Source organism: Pseudomonas hefeiensis (assembly GCF_030687835.1).
Classification (GTDB): domain Bacteria; phylum Pseudomonadota; class Gammaproteobacteria; order Pseudomonadales; family Pseudomonadaceae; genus Aquipseudomonas; species Aquipseudomonas hefeiensis.
The window spans coordinates 4,677,164-4,698,572 of sequence record NZ_CP117449.1 but is presented as its reverse complement, the minus strand read 5'-3'; the positions used below and the strand labels follow the sequence as shown (position 1 = coordinate 4,698,572).

Here is a 21,409-nt window from a genome sequence, read left to right as displayed (position 1 = left end):
CTGACTCTCCGAGATGACGGATTTAAGGCCTGCTGCGCAGGGATAAATCCCCTCGCCACAAGGGGATGTGTTCAGCTATTCAAAGGCTGGTTACTTGCACACGTCAGCAATCGCCTCAGCCAGCAAATCCAGGCGCGTGGCATCGATGCCTGCCACGTTGGCCCGGCCTGTGCCGACCATGTACACGCTGTGGCGTTCGCGCAGGTGCCTGACCTGTTCCGGCGTCAGGCCGGTGTAGGAAAACATCCCCCGTTGCACGCCGATGTGAGCGAAGCGTTCACGCAAGCCGTGGGGTTCGAGCGCTTCCAGCAGGCCGCTGCGCAACTGCGCAATACGCAGGCGCATGGTCTGCACTTCGTCGGCCCACAGGCTTTTGAGTTCCGGGTTGCCCAGGATCGTCGCCACTACCGCCGCGCCATGATCCGGCGGCGTTGACCACAGGTTGCGGGCGATGTTTGCCAGTTGGCTGCGGATGTCCACCAGTTTGTCGGCATCGCCGGCGCAGACGATCAGCGCACCGGTGCGGTCGCGGTACAGGCCGAAATTCTTCGAACAGGAACTGGTGATCAGTACTTCAGGCAGTGCCTGGGCAAACAGCCGTACGGCCCAGGCGTCTTGCTCCAGCCCATCGCCGAAACCTTGATAAGCGAAGTCGATCAACGGCAGCAGGTTGCGGCTGCGCATCACCTCCAGTACCAGGCGCCATTGTTCCTGTGTCAGGTCGAAGCCGGTGGGGTTGTGGCAGCAAGCATGCAGTAGCACCACATCGCCCTTGGGGGCCTGGCTCAGGGTCGCCAGCATCGCGTCGAAATCCAGGCGGTTGTCGGTGCCTACGTAGGGATAATGGCTGGCCTTGACCCCGGCGGCGGCGAAGATGGTTTCGTGAATCGGCCAGGTCGGGTTGCTCAACCATACGCCGCGGCCTGGCAGGCATTGGGCGATGAAGTCGGCACTCAGGCGCAGGGCGCCGGTGCCGCCCGGCGTCTGGGTAGCACCGGCGCGTTTGTCCTTGATCAGCGTCGAGTCGGCGCCCAACACCAATTCATTGATCAATTGGCCGAACGCGGCGTCGCCATGACCGCCGATGTAGGTCTTGGTGCTCTGGCGGTCCACCAGGCGCTGCTCGGCCTGTTTGACTGATGCAAGAATCGGCGTCAGCCCCTGGGCGTCTTTATAGACACCCACGCCCAAGTCGAACTTACGCGGATTGCTGTCCGCCGCGTAAGCCTCCATCAGGCCGAGAATCGGATCGCCGGGTACCCGGCCGATGGCATCGAAATGCATTACTTGCGGCCCTCGGCGCTCTTGGCCACGTCATCGGTGCGGGCGGCCATGATGAAGTCATTGCGGTGCAAGCCCTTGATGGAGTGGCTCCACCAGGTCACGGTGACTTTGCCCCATTCGGTGAGCAAACCCGGATGATGACCTTCGGCCTCGGAGATTTCACCAACGGCGTTGGTGAAGGCCAGGGCGTGCTTGAAGTTCTTGAACAGGAAGACCTTTTCCAACTGCATCACGCCGTCGCGCACTTCGATATTCCAGTCCGGGATCTGCTTGATCAATACCGGCAGTTCTTCGTCGCTGACTTGTGGAGCGTCGGCGCGGCAGGCTTCGCAATGGGCTTGGTTCAGAGTGTTCATGGTGTGTTCCTGGATCGAATATTTGAAAAACGTCGATGCACTCACGCTAAAGCAAAGCGGCGTTATGCAACAGACTCAATTGAGATTAAAAGACGCGGTTCACGCGGCTTTTGGCGGAAATTTCGGCGCGTGCAAGCCCAGTTCACGACCGCGCTTGACCATGCCCATGATGTCTTCGTGGGCCAGGTCAAACAGGCGCTTGAGCTCGGGGAGTACGAAATACACCGGTTGCAGGATGTCGATGCGATACGGCGTGCGCATGGCTTCCAGCGGATCGAAGGCTTGATGCTCCGGCTCGTCCGACAGGCAGTAAACGGTTTCCTTGGGCGACGACAGGATGCCGCCACCGTAGATGCGCCGGCCCTGCGGGGTTTGCACCAGGCCGAACTCAATGGTCATCCAATACAAGCGCGCCAGGTAGACGCGTTCTTCCTTGGAAGCCTGTAGCCCGAGTTTGCCGTAGGTGTGGGTAAATTCTGCAAACCAGGGGTTGGTCAGCAGCGGGCAGTGGCCAAATATCTCGTGGAAAATGTCCGGCTCTTGCAGGTAATCCAATTCTTCGCGAGTACGAATAAAAGTCGCGACCGGAAACTGCTTGCTGGCGAGCAATTCAAAAAAGGTTTGGAAGGGGATCAGCGCCGGCACCCGGGCCACCTGCCAACCAGTGGTTTCGCCCAGCACCTTGTTGATTTCAGCCAATTGCGGAATACGGTCGTGGGGCAGGCCCAGCTTGTCGATACCGTCCAGGTACTCTTGGCACGCACGGCCTTCGATGACTTTGAGCTGGCGGGTGATCAGCGTGTTCCACACCGCGTGTTCTTCGGCGGTGTAGTGGATAAAACCTTGCGCATCGGGCTCGCGGGCCACGTACTGCGTCTGCTTCATGCTGCTCTCCTGCTGATTTCCCTCTGGGGGACGGCTTGTTTGTTGTTATGTCCAGCGATGCATTAGAGATAACCCGAAGCAGGCGTCGGTGCAGCGGCAGGATGAAGACATCAGTCGTTGATAAAGGTCAATATCGTAAAGTTTTCGTTACGTATTGGCTGGCGTAGCCATGTGCCGGAGATTTTCGGGTGGGAATTGACCTACAACTGTCACATAATCTTGACGACTATTTGCGCGCCACTGCAGAAAGTCTTGTGGCGAGGGGGCTTGAATGGCGCGCCTTTCTATCTCATACGCACCCGGGTCTTTTTATGCGCATCAAAGTCCATTGCCAGAACCGCATCGGCATCCTGCGGGATATTCTCAACCTGCTGGTGGAGTACGGCATCAACGTCGCCCGCGGGGAAGTGGGCGGTGAGCATGGCAATGCGATTTATCTGCACTGCCCGAATCTGATCAACATCCAGTTTCAGGCGCTTCGTCCGAAGTTCGAAGGCATTGCCGGGGTCTTCGGCGTCAAGCGCGTCGGGTTGATGCCCAGTGAGCGTCGGCACATGGAACTCAACGCGCTACTCGGCGCCCTGGAGTTTCCCGTGCTGTCCATCGACATGGGGGGCTCCATCGTCGCCGCCAACCGGGCGGCAGCGCAGTTGCTCGGGGTGCGGGTGGACGAGGTGCCGGGGATTCCACTGTCCCGGTACGCCGAGGATTTTGATCTGCCGGAGCTGGTGCGCGCCAATCAGTCGCGCATCAACGGGCTGCGGGTCAAGGTCAGGGGCGATGTGTTTCTGGCGGATATCGCGCCGCTGCAATCTGAGCACGACGACAGCGAGGCCATGGCCGGTGCGGTGCTGACGCTGCATCGGGCCGACCGGGTCGGCGAGCGAATTTATAACGTGCGCAAGCAGGAACTGCGCGGCTTCGACAGTATTTTCCAGAGTTCGAAGGTGATGGCGGCTGTGGTCCGGGAAGCCCGGCGCATGGCGCCACTGGATGCACCGCTATTGATAGAAGGCGAAACTGGCACTGGCAAGGAGTTGCTGGCTCGCGCCTGTCACCTGGCGAGTCCGCGTGGGCAGTCACCGTTGATGGCACTCAACTGTGCAGGGTTGCCCGAGTCCATGGCCGAGACTGAACTGTTCGGCTACGGCCCCGGTGCTTTCGAGGGCGCCCGGGCCGAAGGCAAGCTCGGTTTGCTGGAGCTGACAGCGGGGGGCACGTTGTTTCTCGACGGGGTGGGGGAAATGAGCCCGCGCCTGCAAGTGAAATTACTGCGCTTTTTGCAGGATGGTTGCTTCCGTCGTGTAGGCAGCGATGAAGAGGTCTACCTGGATGTCAGGGTGATCTGCGCGACCCAGGTGGATTTGTCCGAACTCTGTGCCCGAGGGGAATTCCGTCAGGATCTGTACCACCGCTTGAATGTCCTTTCCCTGCACATTCCGCCACTGCGCGAATGCCTCGATGGCTTGACGCCGCTGGTGGAGCATTTTCTTGACCAGGCCAGTCGGCAAATTGGCTGTGCGCTGCCGAAACTGGCCCCCGCGGCGATGGACCGTCTCAGCCACTACCACTGGCCGGGCAACGTTCGGCAGTTGGAAAACGTGCTGTTCCAGGCCGTTTCCCTGTGCGATGGCGGAACGGTGAAGGCTGAGCATATCCGCCTGCCGGACTACGGCGTGCGTCAGCCCCTGGGGGATTTTTCCCTGGAGGGCGGGCTGGACGACATCGTCGGACGATTCGAGAAGGCGGTGCTTGAGCGCCTGTACTCCGAACACCCGAGCAGCCGGCAACTGGGCAAGCGACTGGGGGTTTCCCATACGACCATTGCCAATAAGTTGCGTGAGTATGAGGTCGGCAAGGCCGAGTCATAATTGCTTGCCTGTTGTGTTTGGGGTGACTTCATCGCGAGCAGGCTCGCTCCCACATTATTTGACCGAGGTGTTCGCGTCATTTGCGAACGGCAACAATCCAGAGTGCAAGCGAGCCTGCTTGCGATGACGACAGTAACCATTGCCACAAGGTCAAGCGTTGCCACCAAACGGCATGACACCGCCGGTTTTTCGTCTTCGATACATTTCCCCATATCCCTTCAAAAACCCTGAAGCCCTTTGTTTGCGGCGCTTTACGGCGCCAGAAAAAAGTTGGTCTGCAAATTGCTTAGTGCTCAGCAGTACAGCAGTGGACGGCAAACGTCCGGCATGCAGAGGAACGACAGTGGACAAGTACCTTTACGTGGCAATGACCGGCGCCAGCCAGAACGCACTGGCGCAGCGGGCTCATGCCAACAACCTGGCGAACATCTCCACCAACGGTTTCCAGAAAGACCTGGAGCAGGCCCGTTCGATGCCGGTGTTTGGCGACAGCTTTCCGGCGCGGGCATTTGCCATGTCCGAGCGTCCGGCCACCGACTTCACCCCTGGCGCGCTGGTGGAAACCGGTCGTGACCTCGACGTGGCAGTCAGCGGACCGGGCTGGATGGCTGTGCAGAACCCTGAAGGCGGTGAAAGCTACGTGCGCACCGGCAGCCTCAACGTTGACGCCCTGGGCGTGCTGCGGGCCGGCAACGGTATGCCGGTAATGGGCAACGGTGGTCCGATCGCTGTACCGCCAGAGCAGAAAATCGAAATCGGCCAGGACGGCACCATCAGTATCCGCGCCATGGGTGAAGGCCCGCGCGTGATGGCTGAAGTCGACCGTATCAAGCTGGTCAACCCGGATCTTCGCAACATGACCAAAGGCCTGGACGGCGCCATCCGCACCAAGGACGGCCAGCCGGCGCCCATTGATGCCAACGTGCAGCTGGTGTCGGGGTTCCAGGAAGCGAGCAACGTCAATGCCGTGGACGAGATGACTTCGGTGCTGGCTCTGGCCAAGCAGTTCGAGCTTCACGTCAAGATGATGAACACCGCCAAAGAAGGCGACGAAGCCATGGCTCGGGTCTTGCAGATCTAATCATTAATTACAGCGTTGCGCCGAAAAACAGGCGTACGAGGAGAATCGAATGCTTCCGGCTCTTTGGGTTGCCAAAACAGGTCTGTCCGCCCAGGACACCAACCTTTCTACTATTTCCAACAACCTGGCGAACGTATCGACCACCGGTTTCAAGCGTGATCGCGCCGAGTTCCAGGACCTGCTGTACCAGGTCAAACGCCAGCCAGGCGCCCAATCGACCCAGGACAGCGAACTGCCGTCGGGTCTGCAAGTGGGTACCGGTGTGCGCATTGTCGGCACCCAGAAAAACTTCAACGCCGGCAGCCTGCAAACCACCGAGCAGCCGCTGGACATGGCCATCGACGGTCGCGGTTTCTTCCAGATCCTGCAGCCGGATGGCACCACGTCCTATACCCGTGACGGTACGTTCCACCTCGACTCCAATGGCCAGATTGTCAACGCCAGCGGTTTTGCCCTGGAGCCGGCCATCATCATTCCGAACGACGCCCAGACGTTCACCGTGGGCCGCGACGGCACCGTGTCCATCTCCGTGACGGGCAACCCGGCCGCCCAGGTGATCGGCAACCTGCAGACCGCCGACTTCATCAACCCGGCTGGCCTGCAAGCGGTGGGTAACAACCTGTTCCTGGAAACCGCCGCCAGCGGCGCGCCACAAGTCGGCACGCCAGGCCTGAACGGTTTCGGTACCACGCTGCAGAACACCCTGGAAACCTCCAACGTGAGCACCGTTGAGGAGATGGTCAACATGATCACCACCCAGCGCGCCTATGAGATGAACTCCAAGGTGATCTCCACCGCCGACCAGATGCTCTCGTTCGTTACGCAGAATCTGTAATCACGTCTATAAGGCGGCCTGAGGTCGCCTGCAACACCAAGAGGTAGGGTCATGAATCGCTTCGTATCTGTTCTGGCACTGAGTGGGGTTACCGCGCTCGCGGGCTGTGTCGCGCCAACGCCCAAGGCCAATGACCCGTATTACGCTCCGGTGTTGCCGCGCACGCCGTTGCCGGCCGCCGCCAACAACGGTTCGATCTACCAGGCCGGCTTCGAGCAGAACCTGTACAGCGACCGCAAGGCTTTCCGGGTCGGGGACATCATTACCATCACCCTGAACGAGCGGACCCAGGCCAGCAAGAACGCCAACTCGCAGATCGACAAGACCAGCGAGACCAGTGTCGGCCTGACGTCATTGTTTGGCTCCAGTCTGACCACCAACAACCCGATCGGTGGCGGGGACCTGAGCCTCAACGCCGGTTATGGCTCCGACCGGGCCACCAAGGGCGACAGCAAGTCCGGCCAGAGCAACAGCCTGACCGGCTCGATCACTGTCACCGTTGCCGATGTGTTGCCCAACGGCATCATCGTCGTGCGGGGCGAGAAATGGCTGACGCTCAATACCGGTGACGAACTGGTGCGTATCGCCGGCATGGTTCGCGCCGATGATATCGCTACCGACAACACCGTATCGTCGACCCGTGTAGCCGATGCACGTATTACCTACTCGGGCACCGGTGCCTTTGCCGATGCGAGTCAGCCAGGCTGGTTCGACCGTTTCTTCCTCAGCCCGAAGTTCCCTTTCTAGGTGGCCCAGTTGAATCTTAAGCGGTTGAATCTCAAGCAGCTGTTGATGGGGGCACTGCTGATGTCGGCGGCCTTCACCGCTCAAGCCGAGCGTCTGAAGGACATCGCCAGCATTTCCGGCGTGCGTTCCAACCAGTTGATCGGCTATGGCCTGGTCGTGGGTCTGAACGGCACGGGCGACCAGACCACCCAAACCCCGTTCACCCTGCAAACCTTCAACAACATGTTGTCGCAGTTCGGCATCAAGGTGCCGGCCGGGTCTGGCAACGTGCAGTTGAAAAACGTGGCGGCGGTGTCGGTCAGTGCCGACCTGCCGGCGTTCGCCAAGCCTGGCCAGCAGGTGGATATCACTGTTTCCTCCATCGGTAACTCCAAGAGTCTGCGCGGCGGCACCCTGCTGCTGACGCCGCTCAAGGGTATCGACGGCAACGTCTATGCCATCGCCCAGGGTAACCTGGTGGTGGGCGGTTTCGATGCCGAGGGGCGCGACGGTTCGAAGATCACTGTCAACGTTCCGTCGGCCGGTCGCATTCCTGGCGGTGCATCGGTGGAGCGTGCGGTGCCGAGCGGTTTCAACCAGGGCAACAGCCTGACCCTGAACCTCAACCGTTACGACTTCACGACTGCCAAGCGCATCGTCGACAAGATCAACGACATGCTCGGCCCAGGCGTGGCCCAGGCCATCGACGGTGGTTCGGTGCGCGTCACGGCGCCGCTGGATCCGAGCCAGCGGGTCGACTATTTGTCGATCCTGGAAAACCTTGAAGTCGATCCGGGCCAGGCGGTTGCGAAAGTCATCATCAACTCGCGCACTGGCACCATTGTGATCGGCCAGAACGTCAAGGTTTCACCGGCCGCGGTGACCCACGGCAGCCTGACCGTGACCATCACTGAAGATCCGATCGTCAGCCAGCCTGGACCTTTGTCCAACGGCCAGACCGCGGTGGTGCCTCGTTCGCGGGTCAATGCCGAGCAGGAAGCCAAGCCGATGTTCAAGTTCGGCCCGGGCACTACCCTGGATGAAATTGTCCGGGCGGTGAATCAGGTTGGCGCGGCGCCAGGCGACTTGATGGCGATTCTCGAAGCCTTGAAGCAGGCCGGCGCGTTGCAAGCCGACCTGATCGTGATTTAAGGAACGAGCCATGGATATGCGCAAGGGCGCGTTGATCAGCGGGGATTCGGGTTCCTATTCGGACCTCAATCGTCTGAACCAGCTCAAGGTCGGCGACAAGAACAGTGACGGCAACCTGCGCAAAGTGGCGCAGGAATTCGAGTCGCTGTTCATCGGTGAAATGCTCAAGTCCATGCGTGCGGCCACCGAGTCGATGGGCAAGGACAATCCGCTCAATACCGCTGAAGCCAAGCAATACCAGGAAATGTACGACCAGCAACTGGCCGTCTCCATGTCTCGCGAGGGCGGCGGTATCGGCTTGGCCGACGTGCTGCTGCGCCAGATGTCCAAGAACAAACCCCTGGTGTCAGGCGAGGCGGCAACGCTGTCGGCCGGCAAGCAGGAACAAGCGTTGGACGAGGCCATCAAGGCCCCGGTGCCGACGCCAATTGCCGCCGGCACGTTGCCCGACGGGCCATTGTCGCGCTCCAGCGGCCAGCGCCCGCTGTGGGCCTCGCGGGCCGTGAGTGCGCCGCAAGGGGCGGGCGAGGGCGTTCACCGCAACGACATGGAAATGCTTAACCAGCGCCGCCTGGCCTTGCCGCCAAAACTGGCCGACCGCCTGCTTGCCGGGCTGGTGCCTTCTGCCGCGACCACGCCTGAAGTCAAGGCGCAGAACATTTTGCCGGATCGCGCCATCACCGCCGTCAAGCCTGCCACCGGCGAACTGGCCAATGGCGATTGGCTGGCCGCGCTCAAGGCCTCAGAACCGAACGGGTCCATGCAGGTGTACGGGCGCGCCGTGGCGCAGCCACCCCTGGCTCCAGCCCGCAAAGCCTTCCGCGACGCCGACGAATTCGTCGATGCCATGCTGCCAATGGCCAAGGAAGCTGCGGACCGTATCGGCGTCGACCCTCGTTACCTGGTGGCCCAGGCAGCGCTGGAAACCGGCTGGGGCAAATCGGTCATGCGTCAGCCTGATGGCAGCAGCAGTCACAACCTGTTCGGTATCAAGGCCAGCAAGAACTGGACGGGCGATTCGGCGCGGGCGATCACCAGCGAATTCCGTAATGGCGAGATGGTCAAGGAGACGGCCCAGTTCCGTTCCTACGCCTCGTATCGCGACAGTTTTCATGACCTGGTCAATCTGCTGCAAAGCAACAGTCGCTATCAAGATGTACTGAAGTCGGCCGATAACCCGGAACAGTTTGTGCGTGAGTTGCAGAAGGCCGGTTACGCCACCGACCCGAACTACGCCAGCAAGATTTCGAATATAGCCCGGCAGATGACCAGTTACCAAAACTACGCTTCGGCTGGCGCCACTACGACTTTATAAGGTCTGAACCATGAGTTTGCTCAATATCGGGATGTCGGGTCTGTCCGCAAGTCAGACCTCATTGGTGACCACGGGTAACAACATTGCCAACGCTGATACCGCCGGTTATTCGCGTCAGCAGACCGTGCAGACCACCAAGGCGTCCAATCAATACGGCAACGTGTTCATCGGCTCCGGCACCACCCTGGCCGATGTGCGCCGGGTCTATAACTCCTACCTTGAAGCGCAGTTGAAGACCACGACCTCGCTCAACAGCGATGCGGCGGCCTATCAAGGGCAGATCACCCCGCTCGATGCCTTGCTGTCGGACACCGGCACCGGTCTCAATGGCGCGCTGACCAAGTTTTTTGCGTCAGTGCAGAACGTCAACGCCAAGCCGGGCGATGATGCGTCCCGTCAATTGCTGCTCAGCGATGCGCAAGCCTTGAGCAACCGTTTCAATTCGGTCGCCAGCCAATTGACGGAGCAGAATCAGAACATCAACGGCAACCTGACGAGCATGGTCGACCAGGTCAACAAACTGGCCACCACTGTTGCTCAACTGAACAAGAAAATCGCCGAAGTCTCCAACTCCGGCGGTGCCCCCAACGACCTGCTCGATGCCCGCAACCAGACCATTCTCCAGCTCTCGGCCTTCACCGGCACTCAGATCGTGGAGAACGGCAGCAGCCTGGACATCTACCTGGGGTCCGGCCAGCCGCTGGTGATGGGCAATACCGTCAATACCCTGGAAACCGTGCCGGACAAGAACGATCCGGGGCGCCTGGGCATCCAGCTCAATAGCGGTTCCAGTGTCATGGACCTCACCCAGGTGCTCACCGGTGGCGAGATCGGCGGCCTGATGCGTTACCGCAGCACCGTGCTCGATCCGGCCATGAACGAGTTGGGCCGCGTGGCCCTGGTGGTCGCCGACCAGATGAACGCGATCCAGGCCTCGGGCATCGACAAGAACGGCGCCTTCGGTTCCAACCTGTTCACCAACATCAACAGCGCCGCGCAGATGAGCCAGCGCAGCATTGCCGCGCTGGACAACAGCGCCGGTTCCGGCAACTTCAACGTGGCCATCGAAGACACCGGCGCGCTGACCACCAATGATTACAAGGTGACGTTCACCAGCGGCACCGACTACACGGTCCAGCGCCTGCCCGACGGCACTTCGATGGGTTCGTTCAATACCGCGACGACCCCGCCGCCGGTGATCGACGGCTTCTCGATGACCTTCGCCAATGGCACCGCTGCCGCTGGCGATTCGTTCAAGATCACCCCGACCCGCAACGCAGCGGCCAGCATCAAGACCGAGATGACCGACTCCAAGCGGCTGGCGATTGCCGCACCGCTGGGCGCAGCCATCGTGCCGGGCGGCAGCGGTACGCTGACTATTCCGGCCAGCGGTCAGCCGACCATGACGTCGCAGTTGGATATCTACGACGAAGCCACCACCACCATCATCCAGAACGGCATCAAGACCTCGATGCCAGTCAAGGTGGTCTTCGGCGCGACGTCCGCCGACGGCACCAGCCAGGGTTATCAGTTGCTCGATGCCACGGGCGTCGAGATCAGCAATGGCACGATCAAGCCCGGCCAGAGCAATACTTTGAGCCTGAGTGTTCCGCTCAAGGATGCCAGCGGCAACCCGATCATGGATTCTTCCGCACCGCCGGTGCAGCGTACTGTCACCTTCGACATGTCGATTGCTGGCGCGCCGTCCAACGGTGCCGCGATCGATGTGAGCGTCAGCCAGGCCGGCAGCCTGGACAACCGCAACGGCACTGTCCTGGCCGGTTTGCAGACCGCCAAGACCGTGGACACCGGTTCCGCCAGCAAGGGCATTTCGTTGAACGATGCCTACGGCAAGCTGGTGGAAGGTGTCGGTTCCAAGGCCGCCCAAGGCAAGCTCGACAGCGCCGCCACCGGCGCGATCCTGGATAACGCCAAGGGCGCTCGCGACTCGCTGTCGGGCGTGGACCTGGACGAGGAAACCGGCAACCTGGTCAAGTATCAGCAGTACTACACCGCGTCTTCGCAGATCATCAAGGCTGCGCAGGAAATCTTCAGCACATTGATCAACAGTCTTTAAGGAGTCGTAGCCCATGCGAATTTCTACCGCCCAGTTTTACGAATCCACGGCTGCGAACTATCAGAAAAACTTCGCCAATGTGGTCAAGACCAGCGAAGAGGCCAGCAGCCTGGTGCGCGTCAATACCGCCGCCGATGATCCGGTAGGAGCTTCGCGTCTGCTGCAATTGGGCACACAAGCCTCGATGCTGGCTCAGTACGAAACCAACGCCAACACCATCAAGGCAACCCTGGGCACCACTGAAGCGGTGATGACCAGCATTGGCAACGTGCTGCAGCGCGCCAAGGAATTGGCTGTCGGCGCCGGCAACGCTGGCTACACCGACGCCGATCGCCAGGCCAACGCCTCGGAGCTGGCGCAGATCGAAGAACAGCTACTGAGCCTGATGAACAGCAAGGACGAAAACGGCAAGTACATTTTTGCCGGTTCCAAGGGCGACACCATCCCGTTCACCCGCAACACTGATGGCAGCTACAGCTACAACGGTGACCAGGTGACCCTCGACCTGCCAGTCGGCGATACCATGTCGATGGCCACCAACAGCACCGGCTGGGAAGTGTTCCAGCAGGCCGTCAACACCAGCCGCAGCCAGGTCACCCTGACCGCGCCGGCGGTGGACGATGGTCGCGTCGTGCTGTCTGACGGTCAGGTGTCATCCAGTGTCAGCTACAACAGCAAATTCCGCAGTGGCGAGCCGTATACCGTTGAGTTCACCAGCGGCACGCAGCTGAGAATCACCGACTCCGGCGGCAACGACGTCACCGCCGAAGCCAGCCAGGGCGGCGCGTTTGATCCCAGCAGCAAAAACGGTCAGGCGGTGCAGTTCCGTGGTCTGGAACTGACCCTGAACATCAATCTGCAAACCGGTGATGATGCCAATACCGTGTTGCCGGGCCATACCTTCACCCTGGCCGCCAAGCCGGACACCTTTGCCGCGACCCGCAGCCCGGGCAACCCGACCGCCGTCCAGGTCACGGGCAGCGAGATCACCGACCCGGTGGCGTATCACGCCAGTTTCCCTACCGGTTCGGCCGTATTGAAGTTCACCAGCGCCACCGATTTTGACTTGTACGCGGCGCCGTTGACCGCCAACAGCCAACCGGTGTCCAGCGGCACCCTGGCCGGCAACGTGGCCACCGCCTCGGGCGTGAGCTTCACCCTGGACGGTACGCCCGGTGCGGACGATCAGTTCAGCATCGCGGTCAATACCCACGAGACCCAGAACATTCTGGACACCGTGAACCAGTTGAAAACCGCGTTGAGCACGCCGACCAACAATGATCCGATTGCGCTGCAAAAGCTGCAGGCTTCGCTGGCCTCCGGTATTGGCAACCTGGCCAGCGGCACCGATCAGTTGTCCAGCGGCTTGAGTTCGGTCGGTGGACGGGGTCAGGCTCTGGAAACCCAAAGCGACACGAACCAGAGCCTGTTGTTAGCCAATACCCAGACTCAATCCTCGATTCGTGATTCCGATGCGGCCGAAGTGATGACCCGCCTGACCTTGCAGCAGACCATGTTGCAGGCCTCGCAACTGGCTTTCAGCAAGATCGCCCAACTGGGCCTGTTCAACAAGATCTGAGCCGGTATCGACCGAGCCGCCAACCGTCTTTTTTAAGCGGTTCCGGGGCGCCGGCCTGAAAGGGTCGGGGCCCGCCGCTCGAGAGTTTTTGCCGTGAAACCAATGCCCCTCGTCAGTATTGTCATTCCTGCCTACAACCCCCGGTTCTTCGACCAGGCACTGCTCAGTGCCCTTGCCCAGACTTACGAACAGATCGAAATCGTTGTTTGCGACGATTCGCCTGGCGATGAGATTCGCCGGATAGTCGATTCCTTTACTGAACCGTCTCATCCGATCCGCTATCTGCGAAACCCGCAGCGATTGGGGCTCCAGGGCAACCTGTTGCGTTGTGTCGAAGAGGCCAGCGGCGAGTTCATCAAAGTGCTGTGCGACGATGATCGGCTGTTTGCGCCGAGCATTGCCAAGCAGGCCCGGGTGCTGATTGATCACGCCGATGCCAGCGTGGTATTTGCCCTTCGGTTGTTATGTGACGCCGGCAACTTCATCTTGCCGCCTCGCGTCGACAATTGCCGGTTCTCGCCGAACGATGCCCTGCTCAAGGGCGATGACATGCTGGCGATTTTCGAGAGCACCCCGACCAATTTCGTCGGTAATTTCAGTTCCGCCCTGATGCGCCGGGCCGATGTGCTCGAACTGCTGCCAGCGCTGGTCCAGGGCGGTGCCGGTTTCGTTGCTGCCCTCGATTTTGCCTTGTTTGTCTGTCTGATGCGCCGCGGAAACCTGGCGACGCTCAATACGGTTTTGAGCGTCGAGCGCTTGTACCCTGAGCGTTTGAGCAAGACCCCGGAAATGCTCAAGGCTGCGAAAGTGGAATGGCAGTGGCTGGCGCAGATGCTCGCCGCGCGCAACGGTGAAGCGGCTCCGGCCTCTGGCTGGGTGCGCTGCGTTGACCTGGACAAAGTCACCGATCAGCCTCACGCCTGGCAGGAACTGTGCGTGACCCGCGTGCTGGGCAATCGTAATACGGTCGTCAATGGCCGGGTAGGCGCCCAGAGCGAGAGTTATGCCCAGTTCTACCGCGAATGGCTGTCGATTCGTCGCTTCAGCGAGGTCGAGCAGCGCGTCATGCCTGCGCGCATCGACAGTTGGCCATTGCGTCCGAACATCGTGCCGATTGTCATCGACAGTGCCGGGGACGACGTCGCATTGGCGACCACGCTGGGCGGCATAGAGGGCCAGCTCTATCCGGCCCAGGCTGTCGTGGTGCTTTCCGACGCCCGTTGCGAGGTCAATGATCGGGTGTTGCAGTTGCCTTATCAGCCCGACTGGGCACGGCAACTCAATGCCATTGTTGCGCAGTTGGAGGGCGCACATTGGTTCTATCTTCTGCGCGCTGGCGACACCCTCCGTGATTCAGCGTTGTTGATCCTGGCCGAACGCGTGGCAGGCAAGACCGGCATGCTCTGCGCTTACAGCGACGAAGGCGCACTGGTAAACGGTGAGTCCATCGAGCCGGTGTTCAAGCCTGATTTCAACCTCGACCTGATGCGCGCCTATCCCTACGTCGGTCGGGCCCTTGCCTTCGAGCGTGAACGCTTCATGACCCTGGGCGGGTTCGACCCGGCCCGCGGTGAGCTGGCGCCTCACGATCTGCTCTGGCGGCTGGTGGAAGAGGCCGGTCCGCAAACCATTGAGCACATTGCCGAGATCCAGGTTGAATCCACGCTAAGCTTCGCCCAGTGGTTGTCATTGCCCGAGGTGATCGAGGGTAACGCCCCTATGGTTGGCGCTCACCTGGAGCGTATTGGCGCGCCTCATGAGATTCGCCAGGACGTGTTGCCGCTGATCAATCGCATCGACTACCGCTACGACACCCGTCCGTTGGTGTCGATTATCCTGCGCACGGGCGATTCACTGGCGGCCTTGCAGCGCTGCTGCGAAAGCCTGATCGAGCGCACTGCCTATACGCACTATGAAATCCTGATCGTGGACAGCGGCGTCCGGGACCCGGCCATGCTCGGCTGGCTGGCGGACATGGCGCAGTTGGGCGCGAGCATGCTGCGCGTGCTGCGTTACGCCGGTGACGACAATGACGCCTCAGTGCGTAACTTTGCCTCGAGCCAGGCCCGGGGCGACTACCTGTTGCTGCTGAGCCCGCAGATGGTCATAGGCGAAAGTGACTGGTTGGACGAGCTGATCAATCATGCCCTGCGCCCGGAAGTCGCGGTGGTCGGTGCAAGGATACTCAGCCCCCAGGGTACGATTGTCGGCGGTGGGCAGATTCTCGGGTTGGCCGGGCCGGTGGGAACACCGTTTTATGGCGAGTCCGCGACTTCTCGTGGCTACATGCAACGTCTGCACACGACCCAGAACTGGAGTTCGGTCAGCAGCGACTGCCTGATGGTGCGCAAGCAGGTGTTCGAGGCGCTGGGTTGCCTCGATGACGCGACGTTCACCCAAGGCCTCAGTGACGTCGATTTGTGCTTGCGTGCAGGTAAAGATGGCTACCTGGTGGTCTGGACACCCTACGCCAGCGTCATGCAAGCGACCGGGCAATCGTCAGCCCGGCCGGAAGAAGTGTTGCAGGAGCACGAACGTGAAGTTTTCTATCGCAAATGGTTGCCGCAGATTGCTCGTGACCCGGCTTACAGTCCTTCCCTGAGCCTGGGGGCTTCCAGTTTCAGTCTGGAACCTTCACTGCGCAATAACTGGAATCCCTTCTGCACCCGTGCGCTGCCACTGGTCCTCGGGCTGCCGGTCAACGCCACCGCAGTCGGCCACTATCGGGTCACCGCCCCGCTGGCCGAACTCGAAGCCAGTGGACGGGCGATTGCCCGGGTCGCCTACGAGTCGCCTTCGACTGTGGAAATCGAACGGCTGTCCCCGGATACCATCGTGTTGCAGGGGCGCTACAGCGAGGGTGCTGCCGGTGACATCCTGCGGATGAAGAAGTACTCCGGTGCCTTGCGGGTTTTCGAGCTCGACGACTACGTGGTCAGTGCCCCCAAGAAAAACACCCACGCCCGCAACAAACCGGTCAACACCGAGCAGATGCTGCGCGAGGGGATTGGTTTGTGTGACCGAGTGGTGGTGACGACCCAGGCGCTGGCCGATGCCTTGTCGAGCATGCATAGCGAAATTCGGGTAGTGCCCAACATGTTGCCGCCCGAACCGTGGACCCGCTTGACCAGCCGGCGCGGAACATCTTCCAAACCTCGGGTTGGCTGGGGCGGGGGGACCAGCCACAGCGGCGATCTGGAAATCATTGCCGAGGTCGTCCGCGAACTGGCCAATGAGGTGGAGTGGGTGTTCTTCGGGATGTGCCCGGACGCGCTGCGTCCCTACATTCATGAGTTCCACGGCTCCGTCGGGTTGCAGACTTACCCGTTCAAACTGGCCAGCCTGAACCTCGACCTGGCACTGGCGCCGTTGGAGTTCCACATCTTCAACGACTGCAAGAGCAACTTGCGCTTGCTGGAATACGGCGCCTGCGGCTACCCGGTGATCTGCACCGATACCAAGGCCTACGACGGCTTCCTGCCGTGCACCAAGGTACGCAGCAACAGCACTGAGGAATGGATCACGGCGATCCGCATGCACCTGGCCGACCCTGACGCCAGCTACCGCATGGGCGATGAACTGCGCGAAGCGGTGCTTCGCGATTACATGCTAAGTGGCGATAACTTGCAGCATTGGTTGTGGGGTTGGTTGCCGGACTGAGTATGAGCTGCTCGGGCCGGGAGGCCTGGGGCGAGGGGATAAAATCCCCTCGCCCCACAGATCAATATTCAACCCTGATTCTATTCAAATCCCCTCCAGCGAGCTGGCGCGTTTCCTGCAAGCCCCCCTCATATCGCCATAAAACGAGCGCTTGCGGTAAATCGCGGCGCTCGGATCGGCATCGAAGGTGTAATCCCCGCGCCCGCAAAGCGAAACAACGCTTGGCCGAGCCCGGTGATGGACAAGAGGGGAGACGATGAAGGCAGTTATCTTGGCAGGTGGTCTCGGCACGCGGATCAGCGAGGAGTCGCACCTCAAGCCTAAGCCGATGATCGAAATCGGTGGCAAGCCAATTCTTTGGCACATCATGAAGCAGTATTCCGCCCATGGAATCCACGACTTCGTCATTTGCCTGGGCTACAAGGGCTACGCCATCAAGGATTTCTTCGCCAACTACTTCCTCCACACCTCCGATGTCACGTTCGACATGTGCAACAACCGCATGGACGTTCATCAGAACTACAGCGAGCCGTGGCGCGTGACCCTGATCGACACGGGCGAAGAGACCATGACCGGCGGGCGGCTGCGTCGGGCGGCCCGTTATCTGGAAAACGAAGAGGCGTTTTGCTTTACCTATGGCGACGGCGTTTCGGACCTCAATATCGGCGCGCTGGTAGATTTTCACCTGGCGCACGGCAAGCTCGCCACGGTCACGGCGGTCCAGCCGCCGGGACGCTACGGTGCGCTGGAGCGCAATGGCGATACGGTCCTGGGCTTTACTGAAAAACCCCGGGGTGACGGTGGCTGGATCAACGGTGGTTTCTTTGTACTCTCGCCAAAGGTCCTGCCTTATATCGCCGACGATCAGACGTCCTGGGAGGCCGAACCTCTGGCGGCGTTGGCCACCGAACAGCAACTGCAGGCGTTCCAGCACGACGGTTTCTGGCACCCGATGGACACCCTGCGGGATAAAAATCATCTTGAGGCCCTGTGGCAAAGCGGGGAGGCCCCATGGAAACAATGGGGTTGAGCCCGGAGTTCTGGCGCGGCAAGCGGGTGCTGGTCACCGGCCACACCGGTTTCAAGGGCAGTTGGCTGGCGCTGTGGCTGCAAAGCCTGGGCGCCCGGGTCAGCGGTTTTTCCCTGGATCCGGCCACCGTGCCCAACCTGTTCGAGCTGGCACGGGTGGGTGAGGGCATCGATGATCGGCGCGGTGACTTGCGCGACCTCGGCGCGTTGCTGGAAGTGCTCGCCGACGTGCAGCCGCAGATCGTCCTGCACTTGGCGGCGCAGCCGTTGGTGCGCGAGGGGTATCGCGATCCGCTGGGCACTTATTCCAGTAACGTCATGGGCACCCTGAACCTGCTCGAAGCGGTCCGCCAGATTGGCGGCGTGCGAGCCTGTGTTCTGGTCACTACCGACAAGGTCTACGCCAATCAGGAATGGCTGTGGCCATACCGCGAAAACGAAGCCCTGGGCGGCCACGACCCTTACAGCAGTAGCAAGGCCTGCTGCGAGTTGCTGGCCCAGTCTTACGCTGCCTCGTTTTTTTCCGCCGATCGTTACGCCGAACACGGCCTGGCTCTGGCCACGGCCCGGGCCGGTAACGTACTGGGCGGTGGTGACTTCGCCCCTGAACGGCTGATTCCGGACGTGCTCAAGGCCTGGTCGGCGGACGAACCGGTGACGCTGCGCTATCCCCAGGCCGTACGCCCCTGGCAGCACGCCCTGGAGCCGCTGGCCGGTTACCTGCAATTGGCCGCGCGCCTCTATGAGCAAGGCCCGGAGTTCGCCGGCGCCTGGAACTTTGGCCCGGGCGAGGCTGACATGTGCAGCGTCGGCGAAGTCGTCCAGTTGCTCGCCGAGCGCTGGCCGCTGGCGCCGGGCCTACGGATCGAACCGAGTGATTTGCATGAAGCCGGCCTGTTGCGCCTGGACAGCAGCCGCGCCCGGCAATTGCTGGGTTGGCAGCCGCGTTGGTCGTTGCAGCAGTGCCTTGCCCAGACCCTCGATTGGCATTTGGCGTGGCAGAACGGCGATGACATGCGTGCGATAACTCTGAATCAATTGAATCTCTACAGGGGTCGGTTATGACTGATTTCACCCTTCAGGCGTTAGCGCTGGAAGGCTTGTATCTGATCCGGCAAAAAGTCTTCTGCGATGATCGGGGGCGTTTTGCCCGATTGTTCTGTCAGTCCCGCCTCACGCTTCAGGGACGTCCCTTCGCTATCCGCCAGATCAACCATTCACGTACGGTCGAAAAAGGTAGCGTACGAGGCTTGCACTACCAAAAAGCCGGGTATGCAGAGTCCAAGCTGATTACTTGCGTCCGGGGCGCGATATGGGACGCGGTGGTCGATTTGAGGCCGCAATCACCAACCTACCTGCAGTGGCATGCCGAGGAACTGCGAGCCGATGACGGCCGCAGTTTGTTGATTCCTGCCGGCTTCGCCCATGGCTTCCAAGCCCTGACCGATGACGCTGAAGTGCTGTACCTGACCGATGCTGACTACGCTCCGGATCATGAAGCCGGCCTCTCAGTCATTGACCCTGCACTGTCCATCCCCTGGCCGCTGCCGGTTAAAAACCTGTCGGCCAAAGACGCGAGTCATCCGTTGCTGGACAAAGACTTCAGTGGAGTTGAGCTGTAATGGGTCATTCCTCGACCGTACTGGTTACGGGAGCCACCGGTTTTGTCGGTCGGCATCTGGTCAGTGCTTTACTCGCCAAAGGCTTCAAGGTTCGAGCTTCAGGCCGAAACGTCGAAATCGCGCGTGCTATGCCATGGTTTGATGATGTGGAGTTCTGCACTGCCGACATCCACGCACCGGACCTGGACGTGGGCGCTCTGACTGACGGGGTCGAGGCCATCGCGCATCTGGCTTGGCCGGGCCTGCCGAACTATCAGGCGCTGTTCCATTTCGAGCGAACCTTGCCTTCGGACTACGCGTTTCTCAAACGCGTGATCGAGGCCGGTGTCAACCATGTTCTGGTCACCGGTACCTGTTTTGAATACGGGCTGCAAAGTGGCCCATTGAGCGAGACGGTGATCGCACAGCCTTGCACGCCGTATGGCCTGGCGAAACATACGTTGCGCCGGTTCCTTGAAGCCTTGCAGCAGGAGCGCGCCTTCACGTTGCAGTGGGCACGCCTGTTTTATTTGCACGGCGAGGGACAGAATCCTAACAGTCTGTTGGCCAGTCTCGATCGGGCGATCGACGAAGGTGATGCGCAGTTCAACATGTCTGCGGGCGACCAGTTGCGCGATTACCTGGAAATCGGACAAGCCGCTTCTCAATTGGCCTCGCTGATAGCCCGGCGCGATGTCGAGGGGGTGATCAACTGTTGCAGTGGTCATCCGGTGTCGGTGCGGGCTTTGGTTGAACAGCGAGTGCGCGAACGTCAGGCGGACATCGCCTTGAACCTGGGGCACTACGGGTATTCGGGTCATGAACCCATGGCGTTTTGGGGTGATGCTCAGCGGATTTCGCAGCTCAGGAGAGAAGAACATGCAGCATGAACTGTATCGGGCGAGCGGACTGCCGATCCTGCAGAACCGTACATTTGCCACTGCTGAACAGGCCCAGGCGTCGGCCAGTGCGGATATCGTGCTGGTGCAGGACAGCCAGAGCGGTCTGATCTTCAATCAGGCATTCGACGCCAGCAAACTCAGTTATGACGTCGATTATCAAAACGAGCAGGCACACTCAGTGCAGTTTCAACAGCACCTGAATGACGTCGAAGCGATCCTGGCGCGACATTTCAAAGACAAAAGCCTGATTGAAGTCGGTTGTGGCAAAGGCTACTTCCTGGAGATGCTGCGAGGCTTGGGCTACGCCATCACCGGGATCGATCCTTCCTATGAAGGTGACAACCCTGATGTGATCAAGGCTCCCTTCAATCGGGACTTGGGCCTGGCGGCTGACGCCATTGTGTTGCGCCATGTGCTGGAGCACATCAGTCATCCGGTCGGTTTTCTGGCTGAAATCGCCGCTGCCAACCAGGGCGGACAGATTTATATCGAAGTGCCGTGTTTCGACTGGATTGTCGAGCACAGCGCCTGGTTCGATGTGTTCTACGAACACGTGAATTACTTCCGCCTCGCCGATTTGCGCGCAATGTTCGGGACGGTGCACGAGGCGGGTCATTTGTTTGGCGGCCAATACCTTTACATCGTTGCCGATCTTTCCACTTTGCGCAGCACACCCGCCGAGGCACCACGGCCGCTGATGCTGCCGGAAAATTTTACCGCCAGCCTCGACCGTGCCGTGCAGATCATCCGGGGCGCGCCTGCGCAAGGTTCGGCGATCTGGGGCGCTTCGTCCAAAGGCGTGATCTATTCATTAGCGCTGCAACGTGCAGGCGTGGCAGTGGATCGCGTGGTGGATATCAATCCGGCCAAGCAGGGGCGCTACTTGCCTCTGAGTGGTGTGCGAGTGTCCTCCCCCCAGGAGGCGATGGACACCTTGCCTGAAGGCGCCAATCTGTTTGTGATGAATTCCAATTACTTCGAAGAGATCAAGCGGATGACCGGTGGGCGCTACGTCTATCACGCCGTTGACAGCGCTTCGTTCCAATAACCGCGAGA

General features: G+C 60.5%; 17 protein-coding genes. 14 read left to right on the top strand and 3 right to left on the bottom strand.

Going from position 1 to position 21,409, the window contains the following annotated elements; all coding sequences use genetic code 11:
- Window positions 1-90 precede the first annotated feature (90 nt).
- The 3 genes from PSH57_RS21045 to phhA all read right to left on the bottom strand — a co-directional run bounded on the left by PSH57_RS21045 (window position 91) and on the right by phhA (window position 2,525).
- Window positions 91-1,284: an amino acid aminotransferase gene (locus PSH57_RS21045; protein WP_305385304.1), complete on the bottom strand. Its 1,194-nt coding sequence runs from the start codon at window positions 1,282-1,284 to the stop codon at window positions 91-93.
- A complete protein-coding gene (locus PSH57_RS21040; RefSeq protein WP_305385302.1) occupies window positions 1,284-1,640 on the bottom strand; it encodes a 4a-hydroxytetrahydrobiopterin dehydratase in 357 nt (118 codons plus the stop codon). The genes PSH57_RS21045 and PSH57_RS21040 overlap by 1 nt, the downstream gene beginning before the upstream one ends.
- Before the next feature lie 99 nt (window positions 1,641-1,739).
- Complete coding sequence (gene phhA, locus PSH57_RS21035) at window positions 1,740-2,525, bottom strand: phenylalanine 4-monooxygenase (RefSeq protein WP_305385300.1); 786 nt, start codon at window positions 2,523-2,525, stop codon at window positions 1,740-1,742.
- A 311-nt stretch (window positions 2,526-2,836) separates the two neighbouring features.
- On the opposite strand from phhA, the gene PSH57_RS21030 reads away from it, so the two are divergent.
- From PSH57_RS21030 to PSH57_RS20965, 14 genes are all read left to right on the top strand, one after another.
- Entirely contained in the window at window positions 2,837-4,396 is a 1,560-nt protein-coding gene (locus PSH57_RS21030; protein WP_305385298.1) for a sigma-54-dependent transcriptional regulator, read from the top strand.
- A 343-nt stretch (window positions 4,397-4,739) separates the two neighbouring features.
- The gene (locus PSH57_RS21025) at window positions 4,740-5,477 is read left to right on the top strand and encodes a flagellar basal body rod protein FlgF (protein ID WP_256232180.1); all 738 of its coding nucleotides are present in this window, start codon (window positions 4,740-4,742) and stop codon (window positions 5,475-5,477) included.
- A gap of 49 nt (window positions 5,478-5,526) precedes the next feature.
- Window positions 5,527-6,312, top strand: coding sequence for a flagellar basal-body rod protein FlgG (gene flgG / locus PSH57_RS21020; protein ID WP_305385295.1), 786 nt, complete (start codon window positions 5,527-5,529; stop codon window positions 6,310-6,312).
- Between the two features lie 51 nt (window positions 6,313-6,363).
- On the top strand, window positions 6,364-7,059 hold the full coding sequence (gene flgH, locus PSH57_RS21015; protein WP_047226218.1) for a flagellar basal body L-ring protein FlgH: 696 nt from the start codon (window positions 6,364-6,366) through the stop codon (window positions 7,057-7,059).
- Window positions 7,060-7,104: 45 nt separating this feature from the next.
- Window positions 7,105-8,190 (top strand): flagellar basal body P-ring protein FlgI, encoded by a 1,086-nt coding sequence (locus PSH57_RS21010; RefSeq protein ID WP_256232234.1) that lies wholly within the window; start codon window positions 7,105-7,107, stop codon window positions 8,188-8,190.
- 10 nt (window positions 8,191-8,200) lie between these two features.
- Window positions 8,201-9,505 carry a flagellar assembly peptidoglycan hydrolase FlgJ gene (gene flgJ / locus PSH57_RS21005; RefSeq protein ID WP_305385294.1) on the top strand — a complete coding sequence of 435 codons (1,305 nt, stop codon included), beginning with the start codon at window positions 8,201-8,203 and terminating at the stop codon, window positions 9,503-9,505.
- A 10-nt stretch (window positions 9,506-9,515) separates the two neighbouring features.
- Window positions 9,516-11,582, top strand: coding sequence for a flagellar hook-associated protein FlgK (flgK, locus tag PSH57_RS21000; RefSeq protein ID WP_305385292.1), 2,067 nt, complete (start codon window positions 9,516-9,518; stop codon window positions 11,580-11,582).
- Window positions 11,583-11,595: 13 nt separating this feature from the next.
- A complete protein-coding gene (locus PSH57_RS20995) occupies window positions 11,596-13,161 on the top strand; it encodes a flagellar hook-associated protein 3 (protein ID WP_305385290.1) in 1,566 nt (521 codons plus the stop codon).
- 93 nt (window positions 13,162-13,254) lie between these two features.
- Entirely contained in the window at window positions 13,255-16,821 is a 3,567-nt protein-coding gene (locus PSH57_RS20990) for a glycosyltransferase (RefSeq protein ID WP_305385288.1), read from the top strand.
- A gap of 256 nt (window positions 16,822-17,077) precedes the next feature.
- Window positions 17,078-17,851, top strand: a complete 774-nt coding sequence (rfbF, locus tag PSH57_RS20985) for a glucose-1-phosphate cytidylyltransferase (protein ID WP_186654069.1) — start codon at window positions 17,078-17,080, stop codon at window positions 17,849-17,851.
- Entirely contained in the window at window positions 17,833-18,915 is a 1,083-nt protein-coding gene (gene rfbG, locus PSH57_RS20980) for a CDP-glucose 4,6-dehydratase (RefSeq protein WP_305385286.1), read from the top strand. The genes rfbF and rfbG overlap by 19 nt, the downstream gene beginning before the upstream one ends.
- Complete coding sequence (rfbC, locus tag PSH57_RS20975; RefSeq protein WP_305385284.1) at window positions 18,912-19,472, top strand: dTDP-4-dehydrorhamnose 3,5-epimerase; 561 nt, start codon at window positions 18,912-18,914, stop codon at window positions 19,470-19,472. Before rfbG ends, rfbC begins: the two co-directional genes overlap by 4 nt.
- Window positions 19,472-20,341: an NAD-dependent epimerase/dehydratase family protein gene (locus PSH57_RS20970; protein ID WP_305385282.1), complete on the top strand. Its 870-nt coding sequence runs from the start codon at window positions 19,472-19,474 to the stop codon at window positions 20,339-20,341. Before rfbC ends, PSH57_RS20970 begins: the two co-directional genes overlap by 1 nt.
- Complete coding sequence (locus PSH57_RS20965) at window positions 20,331-21,401, top strand: class I SAM-dependent methyltransferase (RefSeq protein WP_305385280.1); 1,071 nt, start codon at window positions 20,331-20,333, stop codon at window positions 21,399-21,401. The genes PSH57_RS20970 and PSH57_RS20965 overlap by 11 nt, the downstream gene beginning before the upstream one ends.
- Window positions 21,402-21,409: the final 8 nt, after the last annotated feature.